Source organism: Pseudomonas iranensis, from assembly GCF_014268585.2.
Classification (GTDB): Bacteria; Pseudomonadota; Gammaproteobacteria; order Pseudomonadales; family Pseudomonadaceae; genus Aquipseudomonas; species Aquipseudomonas iranensis.
The window spans coordinates 4,761,301-4,779,100 of sequence record NZ_CP077092.1 but is presented as its reverse complement, the minus strand read 5'-3'; the positions used below and the strand labels follow the sequence as shown (position 1 = coordinate 4,779,100).

Genomic DNA, 17,800 nt, shown 5'->3' with positions numbered 1-17,800 from the left:
CGGTTTCAGGATTTGTGTTCATTTCCGGGCTAGCATTGGCCCATGCCTTCATCACCGTTGTTCGTTTCGGATTGCCCGCCCATGACTGCCCATCGAATTGGTTTCCTGATTTGGCCCAGCACTAAAGCGTTGACGCTGGCGCTGGCGGAGGAGGCCTTGCGTGTTGCGCAGCGGGTGCACCCGGACGTGGTTTACGAACTGTCGTTCTTGCAGGCGGAGCCGCAGAGCGAAGGGGCCTGGCAATTGCCAGGCGAACCCTGGGCCGGCAAGCTCGAGAACTTCCAGAAACTGTTCCTGCTCGCCGACGAGCCGCCGACCACCCTGGCGCCGGCGCTGAGCAGTGCGCTCAAACAACTGGTGCGTGCCGGTTGCGTGATCGGTGGTCTGTCGGCCGGTGTCTATCCGTTGGCCCAGCTCGGTTTGCTCGACGGTTATCGCGCCGCCGTGCACTGGCGCTGGCAGGACGATTTCGCTGAGCGCTTCCCGAAAGTCATCGCCACCAGTCATTTGTTCGACTGGGACCGCGATCGCCTGACCGCTTGCGGTGGCATGTCGGTGCTCGACCTGTTGCTGGCGGTGCTGGCCCGCGATCACGGTGCGGAGCTGGCCGGTGCGGTGTCGGAAGAACTGGTCGTTGAGCGCATCCGCGAGGGCGGTGAGCGTCAGCGCATTCCGTTGCAGAATCGCCTCGGCTCCAGCCATCCGAAGCTCACCCAGGCGGTGTTGCTGATGGAAGCCAACATCGAAGAGCCGCTGACTACCGACGAAATCGCCCAGCACGTGTGCGTATCCCGTCGGCAGTTGGAGCGGATCTTCAAGCAATACCTCAACCGCGTGCCGAGCCAGTACTACCTGGAATTGCGCCTGAACAAGGCCCGGCAGATGTTGATGCAGACCAGCAAGTCGATCATCCAGATCGGCCTGTCGTGTGGCTTCTCCTCGGGGCCGCACTTCTCCAGCGCCTATCGCAATTTCTTCGGTGCCACGCCGCGGGAAGATCGCAACCAGCGACGCAGCAGCAGCCCGTTCGAATTGTCATCAGTGCCGCCGGAGCGTGGCTGACGGCAGGTCAGCTATTGTCGGCCGGTGGTAACGGTCGCTCTTCGCCATCGGAAAAGTCCGAATCGACAAAGTCGTCAAGTTCGTGCCAGACGCTGGTCGATGGTACCCGTGTCTCGATTCTGTGCTCTCGACGCGCCGTGTTGTACGCGTCCAGAAGTCGCTGGCTTTCCGCTCTCAACGGATTTCCACTGAAATCGTACTCGGTCATCATGATGTCGGGACGGGACGGAAATCCCGAAGGCAAACCCTTGATTCTGTTATTGGACAAGTCGGCCTTGCGCAACCGGGTGAGCCTGAACAAGCCAGCGGGTGCCTTGGTGAGGCCGGTGTTGCGCAGGTTCAGCATCTGCAGGTCGGGAAAGTGGACCATATCCGGGACTGCCCAAAGTCGTTCATTGTTACTCAGATCCAGAGAGCCGAGGTTTTTCAGGCTGGTGAAAGCCTCGGCTGTTCGCGGCGTCAGGGCGATCTGGCAGCCTGACAGGCTCAGGCTGCTGAGGTTTTCGAGGGCAAAGATCGCCGGGGGAATACGGTTTAACTGGTAATCGCGGATATCCAGCACCCTCAGTCGGGGAAACAGTGCCAGCAGGACATCTACTGGCGGGGGCGCGTTTACCGTGGTGGTCAGGCGCAACTGGTCGATGTGATCGAAGCGTCCGGTCAGTGGCGGCAGTTCGCCGGTGAAGGACATATCGCAGATGAACTCGCCATCCAGGGCATTGACCGGGTACTGCCGCAGGCGTTTTTCGAGGCTGTCCTTGAAGCGCTGGCGCTGAGTCATTTCGGCGCGCCACGCTTCACTGTTCGGCACGCCCTGGGTAATCGCTTCATCGGGCGACGCATTGACCCAGGTATCAAGCGTGCCCAGCAACGTGGCCAGCTCGGTTTGCCGACGCAACAGCTCGGTGCGTCCGTCCGCCAATGTCCCGGGTAGACCATAGATCAGGTCGTTGGCGTCGAAACCGGACAATCGGGGATACAGCGCCTGTGCCAGATCGATGTCGGCCTGTTCGACCCAAACGCCAAAGTTGTCCGCTTTCAACAGGTAGCAAGCCTTGATCTGTTCCCGGGAGGTTGCAGACAGTGGGTTGGCGCCCACATCCACGCCACGGTTGGCGAGCGCCGTCAGGTCATCAGGCAGTTCGATAATGTTGTTGTCGCTCAGCAGTGCGTTTTGCAGATGGGGGAGTTCCTCCAGCCCGGCGGGGACTCGATCTATCCCCGTGCGGATCAGGTCGATGAAGGCCAGGTTTCGGAGTGTCGAGACATCGGGTGTCTGGCCCAATGGATTATTGAACAGATCCAGCGATGTCAGGCGGCTCAGTGTCGACAAGGTCAATTGTCCGGCAGTATCTAGGGTGATATTGCAACGGCTCAACAAGAGCGTTTCGAGTGATGGCATGCGCTCCAGCGCCTGCGGAATTCGGCCCAGTGCGAAGCCAGGCAATTCAAGTGCCTGCAGTCCAGTGAAGCCATCGAGAAAACCATCGGGAACACTCGACTGTGGATTACCCTGAATCTCCATCTGTGTTATCTGGCTGAAGTCAGCGGTCAGCTTTGGCAGCTCGCCGGCGAATGTGGCCTTGGCTCTGAAAATTTCCTCGCGCAGGTCCGGCGTATCGATACGGCTGCTGCGCCAGAGACTTTCAAGCTCTTGCCTGAATTTGTAGCGAGCATCAAGCTGCGCGGCTCTTTGCTGCGCATCCCACATTTGACCGGTTGTCGGGTCATGGCTCGGTATGCGCTCTTGCCATGCGTTGAGGTCGCCGAGCAGGCGGGTCATTTCGGCTTCCCAGCTGATCAACTGCGCCGCGCCTGCCTGCAAGGTGCCGGGCAGACGATAGATCATGTCGCTGGCCACGTGGTCGCTCAGATGCGGGAACAGTCGACGCACCCTCGCCATGTCGTCCGCAGCGGGCATTATTCCAAAGTTGCGATTGTGCTCAGCATAGTAAGTCTTGATCCGTTCACGAGCCGCTTCAGACAACGGGTTACCAGTCAGTCGCACGCCTTCTGCTTGATTGGGGGCGAGGTTGAAAAAAGCTTCCGGCAACTGGGTAATGTTGTTGTCGTTGAGGTAGAGGGTTTGCAGAGCGGGGTGCCCCGCAATGCCGTCGGGCGGGGATGTGAGGCCGCTGTTGACCAGAAAAACGTCCAGCAAGGTCGGCAACGTCTGCAGATCGGGGGCCACGGCCAGCGGGTTATTGCTCAGATCCAGACGCTTGAGCGCGGGCAGAGACGTGAGCACATCAAGTCCGGCAGTGTTGAAAGTCAGGGCGCAGCCGTCCATACGAAGCTCTTTGAGCTTGCGCAGGCGACCGATGAAGGACGGAATCTCTTGCAGCGCGAAATCCTTCAACTGCACAGCCTGAAGCTTGGGGAATAGTTCCACGAACGTCCCGATGCCATCGATCATGGCGTTGCCCGTCAGCCTCAGGCTTGAGACGTGACTGAAATCGGCGGTCAGGCGAGGCATTTGTCCAGCGAACTTGACGTCTGCCGCAAATAACGCGTCGCGCTTTCCGGTCTCGCTGGATGTCTGACGCCAGAAGGTTTCCAGGTCTTGCTTGAAAGCGGTTCGTGCCAAACGCTGTTGCCCGCGCTGTTTGTCCGAAATCTCACGCCCTGTGGCCGGATCTGTGGCTGGGGTTTGCAATACCCAGAGGTCGAGATCGCGCTGCATTTGCGCAAGCTCTGCCTGCCAGCGCAGCAGTTGCGCATGACTGTCGGTCAGGTTGCCGGGCAGGTCGTAGATCATGTCGCTGGCTTCTTGCTGATCCAGCCTTGGAAACAGTTCCCGAGCCAGGGCGATATCCCCCTCGTCCGCGCGCACGTCGAAGTCGTTGTGATGGCTGCGGTAGTAGGCTTTGATGTTGTCGCGCGCCGTTGCCGACAGTGGGTTATCGGAAAGATAAATGCCGTCGCTGCGTTCGGCAGGCAGGGTGAAAAGGACGTCAGGTAATTGCGTGATGCGGTTACCGGTCAGGACGGCGGTGAGCAGTTTCGGGTGGCTGGCCACGCCATCCGGGACAATGCTGAGGCCGCTGTTGGACAGGTCGATGTGCGTCAGCTCGGGCAGCAGGTTGAGGTCGGGCACGGTTCCTAACGGGTTATCGCTCAGATCCAGCGTACGCAAATGATTGAGCGCCAGCAGCGCCGCCTGATTTTCCGGCGTCAGCAGCACGCCGCAGTTTTTCATCTGCAGTTCGAGCAGTCTGGACAGCTTGCTCACCGGCAAAGCCAGTGGTTCGATTTCCACGTTATCCAGCTTGAGTGAAGTCAGATTGGCGAAGCGTCGCAGAAACGGCGCAATCGCCGAAATCCGTCGATTACCGGTGAGGTCCAATCCGAAAACATGCTCGAAGTTTGCACTGAGCGTGGGCATGTCACCGCTGAATGCAAGCTTGGCCTTGAATGCTCCCGCGCGACTGAACGCGGACCGGCGGCGCCAGAACTGCTCAAGTTGCCGCGCAAAAGAACGCCTTGCATCAAGTTCGCGCGTTTGTTGAGCGAGGGTCAGACTTTCGCCAGTATCAGGGTGATATGTCGCAACCTGGTTGGTCCATTGGCTGAGCTCCAGATTCAACTGAGCAACCTCTGCTTCCCAGCGTGACAGTTGCGCGCGGCCCTCGACCAATGTTCCGGGCAAACGATACAGCATGGTGGTGGCTTGTTCCGCGCCAAGTTCGGGGAACAACGTGGTGGCTCGTTGCAGGTCTGCAGGTTCCGGGCGGATGCCGAAGTGTCTGCCCGTATGCTCATGGAAGCGTTTCACCTGTTCACGCGCGACGGCGCTTAGAGGGTTGTCAGCGAAGGTGAATCCATCGCTGAGCGAGGTGGGAAGCCTGAGAAAGGCTTCCGGCACCGCTGCGAGGCGGTTGCCATCGAACTGACCGGAAATCAGCCGCGGGTGCGTCAGTATGTCGTCGGGCAGGGTATGGATGCCGGTGTTCGACAGGTTGACGTAACGCAGCGAAGGCATCGTGTGCAGGTCGGGCGCCAGACCCAGGGCGTTGCCCTGCAGATCGAGCAGCGTGAGCTGCGGCATCGAGGCGAGTACCGATTGCGTGGTGATCGACAGGCTGAGGCCGCAGTTGCGCATTCTCAGTTCACGCAGCGAGGGCATTGAACCGAGCACTTGGGGCAGAGCCGGCAGATTCAGGTTGCGCGCGTCCAGTTGTTGCAGATTTGGAAAGTGTTGCAGCAACACGTCCAGAGAACCTGGTGTAGCACTGCGATCCAGGGCAAGGGACGTGATATGGCTGAGGTCTGCCGTTAGCGTCGGCAGATCGCCCATGACCGGATGCGTCAGCCGCATCGCGTGTCCTGTAGCCATCCCCTGGTGATCGAACCCGGTCGGGTATTCCCGACGCCAGCCCTGAAGTATCTGCTCCCTGAGCAGTCGGCGGTTCTGGATTTCAGCTCGTCTTTGCAGCGATGTGAGCGTAATGCCTGTTTCTGGATGGCGGGCAGGCGGGGTGTTGGCCCATATATGCAGATCGTTCTGCAATTGCAGATATTCGTTCTGCAGTTGCTGGATCTGCGCTCGTGGGCCGTCCGGACTGGCCCGCATGGCTCGCGCCAGAGAGCGGATTTGCTGATCCGTCATTCTCGGATAAAGCGCCCTTATATCCTGCTCGTGGGAGCGCGGAGGGCCTTCCACCTGTTCAGAACGTTCGACCAGCGGAAAACCGTCGGTGCCCAGCAGTCGTAGCGTGTCGATGGCCGGTGGTTGAATCGGCGTGTCGTGCAGCACGACTCGCAACTCGTCGCGTTGCAGTGTGTGTTCGCGAATTGCCGCTCTGAGCATTTGACCCTGGCCGATCCCGATGCTCAGGCTGGTGCGCTCACTGTCGGGCAATGCGTACAACAGGCTCGAATAAAAATCGCTGATCGAGTGCAGCTCCTGGCCTCGGTCATCGAAGGCTTGATAACGACCGGCTTTGCGTCTGACCAATACCTTGTGTTCGGGGGCGTCCTCGCGACCAACACTGTCGAGTACCGGCCCTTCGTAGCGACTGTCGCGAATGTCGATCCGCACATCGCCGCTCCAGCCCGGCAACAGTTTCAGGCTGTGCAGGGCCAGCGAGTCGGAGTCGGGATTGTTCACCGAGTCGAGTTCCAGCCCTTCATAAGCGCGGGTCACGCGTACTTCCTGGCTGGCCAGTTGCATGAGTTCCTGCTGGCGCGGTGGCAGTTGTCCTTCGTTGATCAGCAGCAGTTCGTCGCCGGTGGCGGTGTCGAGAAGTTCGCGGGTGATGCTCGCCGGCAGCTCAGGGTTGTGAACCTTGAGCTGCTGCGCCAGCGGATCGTCGATGTGCTGCAAGGCTTGATAGCGGGATTTGAATAGCGTGCTTCTGTGGATTTTGGCGAGACCGACCAGTCGCTTGCGCAGGGTCCGGCTGCGAACGTCCAGCGGCGGCTTGGCGGTGAAGGGTTCTGCCAGCAGCGCCTTGATTTGCGCTTCGTCGAGAATGGCAAGCAGGGTCTTGAGCAGGTCGCCACCGATCAGCCGGTCCTGGTGCAGCTCGGTCAATTGCAGGCTTTCGTCTGCAGAGGATTGCCAGAGCAGATCACCGTTGCGATCCGTCAGGCGCAGGCGTTGGTTGCTCGGCCAGCGGCCATGTTCGCTGAGCAGTTGCAGTTGCGTGACCTGATCGGCGCGCAGAAATTCTTCCGCCATATCACTGTCGAGCTGGTCGATGAAGCGCTGCAACTGCTGATCGATCTTGAAGCGCTGGATGCTGTCGGCAAGCAGCGGCGGGACTTTTTCCTGATTGACATGCATCTTGCGCAGGGCATCTTCGCGGGTGCCGCTGACCTTCAGAATGGTTTCGCGCTCGGCCGGGCTGAAAGTCTCGACCGCAGGACCAATGCGTCGCAGCGCGGTTTCGCCATCCCACTCCAGCGGTTGTTCGAGTTCGGTGTGCCAGGCACCGTCACCGTTGTGCCGCACCACGGGTTGGTATGCTTCGGAGCGGGTCGGGTGTTCGATGCGGTACTGGCCGGGAACCTCGTACTCTTTGACAGAGAAATGTGCGTCCGCAAGGGGCAGCAGTTGCTTGTCCTGATGCGCGTGCAGGCCCAGTGCATCGGGTTGCGAATCGGCTGGCGGCAGCGCCGGATGTTTGTAGCGTTCAAGATCGGGTTCCCAATAGCGAGTTTCGCCATTGGCCAGTTTCACCGGTTTGAAGCGGTCGATGAATGCCACGACTTCCCTGGGCAAGACCTTGCGAAACTCGGCGGCAGCAATCGCGCCACCGACGGCAAACATGCCCAGCTGGATCATCGACTCCACGGTGCCCATCAGGTGTCCGAAGGCTTCGGTGGTCCGCCCTTGCGCCCATTCGACGATGCCTTCGAAGGCTTCGTCGAGCATCTGATAGGCCATGTACGCCATCATCGCTTCGCCCAGCACCGGCACGAATGGCGCGACGATCAACGCGGCGGTCTGGGCGATGGTCGAGAGAATGTTGACCACTGAATCCCAGAACGCCCAGCGTGCCTTCTGATCGACGACGGCGGTCGGTACGGCGATGGTTCGGGCGTCGTTGAAGATCTTGTTCAGTTTGGCCTGATAGAAGTGCTGCCACAGATCGTCATGGAAGGGCGCCAGCGCGGTCTGCAGGTCGGGCCGCTCCACCGCTGCCTCGCGCCACGCCGGCAGAGAACTGCCGGGCTCGTGCGGGTGCCATTTGATTTCGCTGAGGCGGCTGTTGAGGGTGCTGAAGAAAAATCCGCGCTGCTCGTGATTGACGAAGCGGCTGAAGAATTGCTGGTACTCCTTCGAGCGCAACTGGCGCGTCAGTTCGACGACCATTTCCAGTGGCGAGGCGTACTCCTTGAACGGGTGCTCCGGATCATCCGGTACGTAGGCCACCACGCGGGCGGCGTTCTGCGTGATGTACAGATCCGGCGCGAAGACGACGATGCCGGTCAGTGGCGCGCACAGCATGCTGACGTCGTGACAGAGTACGGGCGCGCCGTGGGCGTAGATACCCTTCATGCCGTCAAGCAGGGCCTCGACCAGACGCACGGCATTAGCCGACACATCGCGCTTCATCAGTGCCCATTGCAGAGCGGCTTTCATCGCCGCTTTCTGGCTGGCATCGAGCTTGCCGCGCAAGACCGAAGCGACCATCGGGTCGGAGTAGCCCAGATTTTCTTCGAGGCTGGCTTTGTACTTCGCGCCGATGTCGAGTCGGCGGCAAAGTTGGGTGAATGCCGGAATACTCATTTTGCCGCTGATGGCCGGCAGAGGCTCGAATTGCCCGGTCGCTGTTGGCGCCGTGATGTAGGTTGCGTCAGCGCCGAAGGCGTCTTCGTGCGTTTCCTTTTCCTCAAAGTTATGCAGCGCGGCGTCTAGCAGCGAGACGTTCCACACGCGAGTGCCTTTGATGGGGAACTGCAACCAGGCAGAGGGGATGTACAAGCGCACGAAGGTATTGCGGACGTCCAGGTCCAGATCGAAACAGCTCTTCAGTTCGGCCTTGAGCAAGGGCTCGGCGAACGCGGCGGCGTCCTGCAGATGCTCCAGACTTTTATCCACACCACTCTGCGCGGCAAGATGCACGGCGTTGAGGTTTTTCATCAGCATATGCTGGTCGGCTGGCGCTTCCCTGACTTGCGCTGGCACCTGCGGAGTAACGTTTTTCAGTGTTTCGCGGCGTGTCGACGAGGCGGTACCCAGCCAGTCCGCAATCGCCTTTTTCAGTGGTTGATAGTGATCGTCCGCATGGAGCGCGTCGTTGCTGTCGGTCGGAGTCGTTGTTGAGTGTTCTTCAGACAAATGCATGGCCATTCCTTGGCGTTGGGAAGAACTCTCAGCAAATCAGCAAGCAAGGTTCGCCGTGCGGTACATATTCATGTCTGCGCCATGAGGCTGACTTGGTATCCTGCGCGGCCTGCCGCAAATCGGCCGCGCCCGGTAAACTGCGCCTTTGCGACGCTATATGTCGCATTGCCGTAAACCCGGGAAAATCCGGGGTTTGCGCTATAAGAAGTTGTCGCTTGGCGACAAGGCCGGGCACCCAACTGTCCTTACAATCCCCTCATCGCTCGCCAGTTCCAGGCGGGTGTTCCTCTTCAGGAGACTCCGATGTCCGTTGAGCACGCTGCGGTACAACGCGCCGATTTCGACCAGGTAATGGTTCCCAACTACGCGCCTGCCGCTTTCATTCCGGTGCGTGGCGCCGGTTCCCGGGTCTGGGATCAGGCCGGCCGCGAGCTGATCGACTTCGCTGGCGGGATTGCCGTCAACGTCCTGGGCCACGCGCATCCGGCGCTGGTCGGTGCCTTGACCGAACAGGCGAACAAGCTGTGGCACGTGTCCAACGTGTTCACCAACGAACCGGCCCTGCGTCTGGCGCACAAGCTGATCGACGCCACGTTTGCCGAGCGCGTGTTCTTCTGCAACTCCGGCGCCGAAGCCAACGAGGCCGCATTCAAGCTGGCCCGTCGCGTCGCATTCGACCGTTTCGGCACCGAGAAATACGAAATTATCGCCGCGCTGAACAGCTTCCACGGCCGTACCCTGTTCACCGTCAACGTCGGTGGCCAGTCGAAGTACTCCGACGGTTTCGGCCCGAAAATCACTGGCATCACCCACGTTCCCTACAACGATCTGGCGGCGCTTAAAGCCGCGGTTTCCGACAAGACCTGCGCGGTCGTGCTGGAACCGATCCAGGGCGAGGGCGGCGTACTGCCGGCCGAACTGGCTTACCTGCAAGGTGCCCGCGAACTGTGCGACGCGAACAACGCGCTGCTGGTGTTCGACGAAGTGCAGACCGGCATGGGCCGCAGCGGCAAGCTGTTCGCTTACCAGCATTACGGCGTGACCCCGGACATCCTCACCAGCGCCAAGAGCCTGGGCGGTGGTTTCCCGATCGCGGCAATGATGACCACCGAAGCGCTGGCCAAACATCTGGTCGTCGGCACCCACGGCACCACTTACGGCGGCAACCCGCTGGCCTGCGCCGTCGCCGAAGCGGTGATCGACGTGGTCAACACCCCTGAGGTGTTGAACGGCGTGAACGCCAAGCACGACAAGTTCAAGACCCGCCTGCAACAGATCGGCGAGAAATACGGCCTGTTCACTCAGGTGCGTGGTCTCGGTCTGCTGATCGGTTGCGTGCTCAGCGAAGCGTGGAAAGGCAAGGCCAAGGACATCTTCAACGCCGCTGAGCAGGAAGGCCTGATGATTCTCCAGGCTGGCCCGGACGTGATCCGTTTCGCCCCGAGCCTGGTGGTGGAAGACGCCGATATCGACGCTGGTCTCGACCGCTTCGAACGTGCTGCCGCGAAGTTGACGCAAGCCTGATGGACCTTTCGGCGCCTGGAGTTTTTCCGGCGCCGAACCAATTTTTGATACCGGGCACATTCACCTGTTGGATTGAACCTGTGGTGAGGGGATTTATCCCCGATGGGCTGCGCAGCGGCCCCAGATTTTTGGGGGTGCTTCGCCCCCCAGCGGGGATAAATCCCCTCGCCACAAGTCCCATTCCTGCATCGATCTTTATGTGGGCCCGGTTTTTTCTGTGAATATTGAAGAGAAAGGAGTGACACCATGCTGGTGATGCGCCCCGCGCAAATGGCTGATCTGGGCGAGGTACAGCGTCTGGCTGCGGACAGCCCGATTGGTGTCACTTCCTTGCCGGATGACGTGGAACGTCTGAGCGACAAGATCGCCGCGAGCGAAGCTTCGTTTGCCGCCGAAGTGAGCTTCAACGGTGAAGAGAGCTACTTCTTCGTCCTCGAAGACTCGAGCACCGGCAAACTGGTCGGCTGCTCGGCCATCGTCGCGTCCGCCGGCTACTCGGAGCCGTTCTACAGCTTCCGTAACGAGACCTTCGTCCACGCCTCGCGCGAACTGAAGATCCATAACAAGATCCACGTGCTCTCGCAGTGTCACGACCTGACCGGCAACAGCTTGCTGACCAGTTTCTACGTGCAGCGCGAACTGGTCGGATCGCCGTGGGCCGAGCTCAATTCCCGAGGTCGCCTGCTGTTCGTTGCCAGCCACCCGGAGCGTTTCGCCGATTCGGTGGTGACCGAGATTGTCGGTTACAGCGATGAAAACGGTGACTCGCCGTTCTGGGATGCCATCGGGCGTAACTTCTTCGACCTCAACTACGCCGAGGCCGAGCGCCTGTGCGGGCTGAAAAGCCGTACCTTCCTCGCCGAGCTGATGCCGCATTACCCGATCTACGTGCCGCTGCTGCCGGATTCCGCCCAAGAGGCGATGGGCCAGGTGCACCCGCGTGCGCAGATCACTTTCGACATCCTGATGCGCGAAGGTTTCGAGACTGATCACTACATCGACATCTTCGACGGCGGCCCGACCCTGCATGCGCGGGTTTCCGGGATCCGTTCGATCGCCCAGAGCCGCGTGGTGCCGGTGAAGATCGGCGAGCCGGTCAAAGGCGCCGGGCGTCAGTACCTGGTGGCCAACGCACAGTTGCAGGATTACCGCGCGGTGTTGCTGGAGCTGGATTACGCGCCGGGCAAACCGGTGACGCTGGATATGGAAGCAGCCGAAGCCCTGGGCGTCGGTGAAGGTGCCAGCGTGCGCCTGGTGGCGGTTTAACGCCTTAGCGAGTTTCACGGGTGGCGCGAGCGGCCCGTTTGAGGAGATAGCATGATTGTTCGTCCCGTACGCAGCAGCGATTTATCCGCGCTGATCGACCTGGCCCGCAGCACCGGCACCGGCCTGACTACCTTGCCGGCCAACGAAGAGCGCCTGACCCACCGGGTCGGCTGGGCCGAGAAGACCTTTCGCGGCGAAGCCGGGCGTGGCGATGCCGACTATCTGTTCGTGCTCGAAGACGATGACGGCCGTGTGGTGGGGATTTCCGCCATCGCCGGCGCGGTTGGCCTGCGTGAGCCCTGGTACAACTTCCGCGTCGGTCTGACGGTCAGCGCTTCGCAAGAGCTGAACATCTATCGCGAAATCCCGACGTTGTTTCTGGCCAACGACCTGACCGGCAATTCCGAGCTGTGCTCGCTGTTCCTGCACGCCGATTACCGCAACGGTCTCAACGGCCGGATGCTGTCCAAGGCGCGCATGCTGTTCATCGCCGAGTTCCCGGAGCTGTTCGGCAACAAGATCATCGCCGAAATGCGCGGCGTGTCCGATGACGCCGGGCGCTCGCCGTTCTGGGAAAGCCTCGGCCGCCATTTCTTCAAGATGGAATTCAGCCAGGCCGATTACCTGACCGGCGTCGGCAACAAGGCATTCATCGCCGAACTGATGCCGAAATTCCCGCTGTACACCTGTTTCCTGTCGCCGGACGCGCGCAACGTCATCGGCCAGGTGCACCCTGACACCGAGCCGGCACTGGCGATGCTCAAAAGCGAAGGCTTCAGCTACCAGGGTTACGTCGACATCTTCGACGCCGGCCCGGCCATCGAATGCGAAACCAGCAAGATCCGCGCGGTGCGTGACAGCGAAGCGCTGGTGCTGGCCGTCGGCACGCCGGGCGATGACGCCACGCCGTTCATCATCCACAACCGCAAGCGCGAGGATTGCCGCATCACGGCTGCCCCAGCGCGTCTGGCTGCGGGCACCCTGGTGGTCGATCCGCAGACCGCGAAACGTCTTCAACTCAGCGCCGGCGATCAGGTTCGCGCCGTGGCGTTGTCCGCTGCACGGGAGTCGAAATAATGAATTCGCTATACATCGCAGGTGAGTGGCTGGCCGGTCAGGGCGAAGCCTTTCAATCTTTGAACCCGGTGACCCAGCAAGTGCTGTGGGCGGGCGAGGGCGCCACTGCCGCGCAGGTCGAATCGGCGGTTCAGGCTGCTCGCCAGGCGTTTCCTCAGTGGGCACGTTGCACCCTCGAGGAGCGCATCAGCGTCCTCGAAGCTTTTGCTGCTGCGTTGAAAAACCACGCTGACGAACTGGCTCGCACCATCGGCGAAGAAACCGGCAAACCGCTTTGGGAAGCCGCGACTGAAGTGACCAGCATGGTCAACAAGATCGCGATTTCGGTGCAGAGCTACCGCGAGCGCACCGGCGAGAAGAGCGGCCCATTGGGCGACGCCACCGCCGTATTGCGCCACAAGCCGCATGGCGTGGTCGCGGTGTTTGGTCCTTACAACTTCCCCGGCCACCTGCCCAACGGTCATATCGTCCCGGCGCTGCTGGCCGGTAACAGTGTGCTGTTCAAACCCAGCGAACTGACGCCGAAAGTCGCCGAGCTGACGGTCAAGTGCTGGATCGAAGCCGGTCTGCCGGCAGGCGTGTTGAACCTGCTGCAAGGCGCGCGGGAAACCGGCATCGCGCTGGCGGCGAACCCGGGTATCGACGGCCTGTTCTTCACCGGTTCGAGCCGCACCGGCAATCACCTGCACCAGCAATTCGCCGGGCGTCCGGACAAGATTCTGGCGCTGGAGATGGGCGGCAACAACCCGCTGGTGGTCGATCAGGTCGCTGATCTGGACGCGGCGGTGTACACGATCATTCAGTCGGCGTTCATTTCCGCCGGCCAGCGCTGCACCTGCGCCCGGCGTCTGCTGGTGCCGCAAGGCGCGTGGGGCGACAGCCTGCTCAAGCGTCTGGTGGAAGTCAGTTCGACCATTGAAGTCGGTGCCTTCGATCAGCAACCGGCACCGTTCATGGGCTCGGTGATTTCCCTCGGCGCGGCGAAAGCGCTGATGGATGCGCAGGAACAACTGCTGGCCAACGGCGCGGTGGCGCTGCTGGAAATGACTCAGCCACAGGCGCAATCGGCCTTGCTGACCCCGGGCATTGTCGATGTGACGGCCGTAGCCGAGCGTCCGGACGAAGAACTGTTCGGGCCGCTGCTGCAAGTGATCCGCTATGCCGATTTCGGCGCGGCGATCAATGAAGCCAACAACACCGCTTATGGACTGGCCGCCGGTTTGCTCTCCGATTCCGAAGCGCGATACCAGCAGTTCTGGCTGGAAAGCCGCGCCGGCATCGTCAACTGGAACAAACAGCTGACCGGCGCCGCGAGCAGCGCGCCATTCGGCGGTGTCGGCGCCTCGGGCAACCACCGCGCCAGCGCCTACTACGCAGCGGATTACTGCGCGTACCCGGTGGCCTCGCTGGAAACCCCGAGCCTGGTGCTGCCATCGGCCCTGACGCCTGGCGTGAAAATGGCGTGATGCCCATTCGCGAGCAGGCTCGCTCCCACATAGGAATGCATTTCCCTGTGGGAGCGAGCCTGCTCGCGAAGGCCGCACCGCGGTCTTACCTAATTGTTACTCGATGCCTATAACAACAGATTCTCGTGGAGCCTCGCTGATGAAATCCTATGAAGTCAATTTTGACGGTCTAGTGGGGCCGACCCATAACTACGGTGGTCTGTCCTACGGCAACGTCGCCTCGCAGAGCAACAGTCAGCAATCCTCGAATCCGAAGGAAGCGGCGCTGCAAGGTCTGGCCAAAATGAAAGCGCTGATGGACATGGGCTTTCAGCAAGGCGTGCTGGCTCCGCAGGAGCGTCCTGATGTGGCCGCGCTGCGCCGTCTGGGCTTCAGTGGCACTGACGCGCAGGTGATCGAGCGCGCCGCCAAGGAAGCGATGCCGCTGCTGGTCGCCAGTTGCTCGGCGTCGAGCATGTGGGTGGCCAACGCCGCCACGGTCAGCCCAAGTGCCGACACCGCTGACGGCCGCGTGCACTTCACCGCCGCCAACCTCAATTGCAAATATCACCGCAGCATCGAACACCCGACCACCAGTCGCGTGCTCGGCGCGATGTTCGCCAATCAACAGCACTTCGCCCATCACGCCGCTTTGCCAGCAGTGGCGCAGTTCGGCGACGAGGGCGCGGCCAACCACACGCGTTTCTGCCGTGAGTACGGCGAAGCGGGCGTCGAGTTCTTCGTGTTCGGCCGCAGCGCCTTCGACAATCGCTTCCCGGCGCCGCAGAAATACCCGGCACGCCAGACCCTCGAAGCCTCGCAAGCCGTGGCGCGTCTGCACGGTCTGCGTGACGAAGGCGTGGTCTACGCGCAGCAGAATCCCAACGTCATCGATCAGGGCGTGTTCCATAACGACGTGATCGCCGTGGGCAACGGTGAAGTGCTGTTCTATCACGAGGACGCGTTCCTCGAGACCGACAAGATGCTCGCCGAACTGCAAGGCAAACTGGCCAAGGTCGGCGGCAACTTCCAGTCTGTTTGCGTGCCGCGTTCGGCGGTCACCGTGGATGACGCGGTGCGTTCGTACCTGTTCAACAGCCAGTTGCTCTCGCGCCCTGACGGTTCGATGCTGCTGATCGTGCCGCAGGAATGCCAGGCGAACGAACGCGTCTGGACTTATCTGCAGAGCCTGACCAGTTCCGGCGGGCTGATCCGCGAAGTGAAGGTCTTCGATCTCAAGCAAAGCATGCAGAACGGCGGTGGCCCGGCATGCCTGCGTCTGCGCGTGGCGCTGAATGAAACCGAACTGGCGGCGGTCAACCCAGGGGTTATCATGACGGCCCCGTTGTACGGTTCGTTGACCGCATGGGTTGAAAAGCACTATCGCGACCGCCTGAGCGAAACCGATCTGGCGGACCCGCAGTTGCTGCTTGAATGCCGGACGGCACTGGATGAACTGACGCAAATCCTTAAACTGGGCGCGGTTTATCCCTTCCAGATCAATTGATCGCCAGCGCGCTGCCTGAACGCGGCGCGCGGCGTGTCACCCAAGAGAGTAAAAACATGAGCGATTCCCTGCAGCTGATCCTTGAAGACACCGACGGCACGCAATTGCAAACCTCGTGCACCCGCGTTGCGGTCATGTGGCAAGGCAAAGAGCTGTGGATCCAGCAGGACGGCCGTGGCCAGCTGCTGATCGGCGTCGACGTCGAGGAAGGTGACGAAGAGTACGCCAACCTGCTGCTGCGCCCATTGGCGACTAATCTGGTAAGTCTGCAACTGGAAATGGAACCGGCTGACCTCGGCGCTGACGAGGATCACGTGCACGGCCCGGATTGCAACCACGACCACTAAGGAAACCGCTCTATGCTCGCCCTCGGCAAACTGCTTGAACTGACCCTCGCCGGCCGCGAACCGGCGGAGAAGACTCAACTGACTGTCGAAGGCGTGCGCATGCGCTGGTTGAGCGAAGGGGCGCTGGAAGTGCGGCCCCCGGAAGCGCGCGACAATGGCCTCGACCTGCTGCTGTCGGCAGGCATCCATGGCAACGAAACGGCACCGATCGAGTTGCTTGATCGGCTGCTGCACGACATCGCACGCGGCGATCTCAAGCCGCGCGCACGCATTCTGTTCCTGTTCGGCAACCCGGAAGCGATTCGCAAGGGCGAGCGTTTCGTCGAGCAGGACGTCAATCGGCTGTTCAACGGCCGCCACGAACAAAGCAGCGGCTCGGAAGCGTTGCGCGCCTGTGAGCTGGAACGGCTGGCGGCGAGTTTCTTCAGCAAACCCGAGCGCCAGCGTCTGCACTACGACCTGCACACCGCGATTCGTGGGTCGAAGATCGAACAGTTCGCCTTGTACCCGTGGAAGGAAGGGCGCCAGCATTCCCGTCGCGAACTGGCGCGCCTGCGCGCCGCCGGCATGGAAGCAGTGCTGTTGCAGAACAAGCCATCCATCGTCTTCAGTTCGTACACCTACGACAAACTCGACGCCGAGGCTTTCACCCTGGAACTGGGCAAGGCGCGGCCGTTCGGGCAGAACGACGGCGTCAACGTTTCACTGCTGGAAACCCGTCTGAAGCAGATCATCGAAGGCACTGAGCCGGAGACAGAAGAAGGGCTGGACGGTTTGCAGCTGTTCAGCGTGGCGCGGGAAATCATCAAGCACAGCGATGCGTTCCGCCTGAATCTGCCGGCGGACATCGAGAACTTTTCCGAGCTGGAGCCGGGTTATGTGCTGGCCGAAGACCTGGCCAATACCCGCTGGGTGATCGAAGAGCAGGGCGCGCGGATCATCTTCCCCAACCCCAAGGTCAAGAACGGCCTGCGCGCCGGCATCCTGATCGTCCCGGCCACTGACGAAAACCTCGCCTGATAGCGACATCTGAATCGGCACAAAACCAATGTGGGAGCGAGCCTGCTCGCGAAAGCGGTCTACCAGTCAACTTGTCGTCGGCTGGCAGTCCCTCTTCGCGAGCAGGCTCGCTCCCACATTTGATTTGAGTGAGGTCAAAAACTCACTCGACGTTACACGGCTACCGCACGCGGCTCTGTACGACGCAGCGCACGAACTTTCTGCAGCGTGTCCGCGCAAGTCCGCGCTGCTTCCTGACCCTTGTGCACAAAGTGCTCGAAGAAGAACTTCTGATGCTCTTCGCCCGAATGGAAGTGATGCGGGGTCAGCGACACCGAGAACACCGGCACTTCGGTTTCCAACTGCACCTGCATCAGGCCGCTGACCACCGATTGCGCAACGAACTCGTGACGGTAAATGCCGCCGTCCACCACCAGGGCGGCGGCGACGATGCCGGCGTAACGGCCGGACTTGGCCAGCAGCTTGGCGTGCAGCGGCATTTCAAAGGCGCCGCCGACTTCGAAGAAATCGATGTCCGCTTCCTGATAACCCTGCACCAGCATTTCAGCGACGAAGCCTTTGCGGCTCTGGTCGACGATTTCCTTGTGCCAGCAGGCCTGGATGAACGCGACGCGCTCGCCCTGTGGGTGTTTGCTTTTGCTGTCGATTGCGGTGGGTTGCATGTTCTGACTCCTGTTTGTGTGAAAAACAGGGCGTTATGAATCGAAAGGGATGCAAGGGTGCGAACGCAGGCACGGATGCACGCGGACGGCCCTTT

At 61.0% G+C, this 17,800-nt stretch carries 10 protein-coding genes; 8 read left to right on the top strand and 2 right to left on the bottom strand.

Annotation, left to right across the window (positions count from 1 at the left end):
* Positions 1-81 precede the first annotated feature (81 nt).
* The gene (argR, locus tag HU724_RS21450; protein WP_024014018.1) at positions 82-1,062 is read left to right on the top strand and encodes a transcriptional regulator ArgR; all 981 of its coding nucleotides are present in this window, start codon (positions 82-84) and stop codon (positions 1,060-1,062) included.
* Between the two features lie 7 nt (positions 1,063-1,069).
* On the opposite strand, the gene HU724_RS21445 is transcribed toward argR, so the two are convergent.
* Positions 1,070-8,857: a dermonecrotic toxin domain-containing protein gene (locus HU724_RS21445; RefSeq protein ID WP_186567703.1), complete on the bottom strand. Its 7,788-nt coding sequence runs from the start codon at positions 8,855-8,857 to the stop codon at positions 1,070-1,072.
* A gap of 303 nt (positions 8,858-9,160) precedes the next feature.
* Here HU724_RS21445 and HU724_RS21440 point away from each other — a divergent pair, with 303 nt between their 5' ends.
* The 7 genes from HU724_RS21440 to astE all read left to right on the top strand — a co-directional run bounded on the left by HU724_RS21440 (position 9,161) and on the right by astE (position 17,043).
* Positions 9,161-10,381 carry an aspartate aminotransferase family protein gene (locus HU724_RS21440; RefSeq protein WP_122746817.1) on the top strand — a complete coding sequence of 407 codons (1,221 nt, stop codon included), beginning with the start codon at positions 9,161-9,163 and terminating at the stop codon, positions 10,379-10,381.
* A gap of 246 nt (positions 10,382-10,627) precedes the next feature.
* The gene (gene aruF, locus HU724_RS21435; protein ID WP_024014015.1) at positions 10,628-11,647 is read left to right on the top strand and encodes an arginine/ornithine succinyltransferase subunit alpha; all 1,020 of its coding nucleotides are present in this window, start codon (positions 10,628-10,630) and stop codon (positions 11,645-11,647) included.
* A gap of 51 nt (positions 11,648-11,698) precedes the next feature.
* Positions 11,699-12,724 (top strand): arginine N-succinyltransferase, encoded by a 1,026-nt coding sequence (gene astA, locus HU724_RS21430; protein ID WP_024014014.1) that lies wholly within the window; start codon positions 11,699-11,701, stop codon positions 12,722-12,724.
* Entirely contained in the window at positions 12,721-14,190 is a 1,470-nt protein-coding gene (gene astD, locus HU724_RS21425; RefSeq protein WP_186567737.1) for a succinylglutamate-semialdehyde dehydrogenase, read from the top strand. Before astA ends, astD begins: the two co-directional genes overlap by 4 nt.
* A gap of 139 nt (positions 14,191-14,329) precedes the next feature.
* Entirely contained in the window at positions 14,330-15,676 is a 1,347-nt protein-coding gene (gene astB / locus HU724_RS21420; protein ID WP_133339628.1) for an N-succinylarginine dihydrolase, read from the top strand.
* A 56-nt stretch (positions 15,677-15,732) separates the two neighbouring features.
* Entirely contained in the window at positions 15,733-16,023 is a 291-nt protein-coding gene (locus HU724_RS21415) for a hypothetical protein (protein ID WP_016773591.1), read from the top strand.
* Positions 16,024-16,035: 12 nt separating this feature from the next.
* A complete protein-coding gene (gene astE / locus HU724_RS21410) occupies positions 16,036-17,043 on the top strand; it encodes a succinylglutamate desuccinylase (protein ID WP_122746818.1) in 1,008 nt (335 codons plus the stop codon).
* A gap of 152 nt (positions 17,044-17,195) precedes the next feature.
* Here astE and HU724_RS21405 read toward each other — a convergent pair whose 3' ends face one another.
* A complete protein-coding gene (locus HU724_RS21405; RefSeq protein WP_122746819.1) occupies positions 17,196-17,705 on the bottom strand; it encodes a 6,7-dimethyl-8-ribityllumazine synthase in 510 nt (169 codons plus the stop codon).
* Positions 17,706-17,800: the final 95 nt, after the last annotated feature.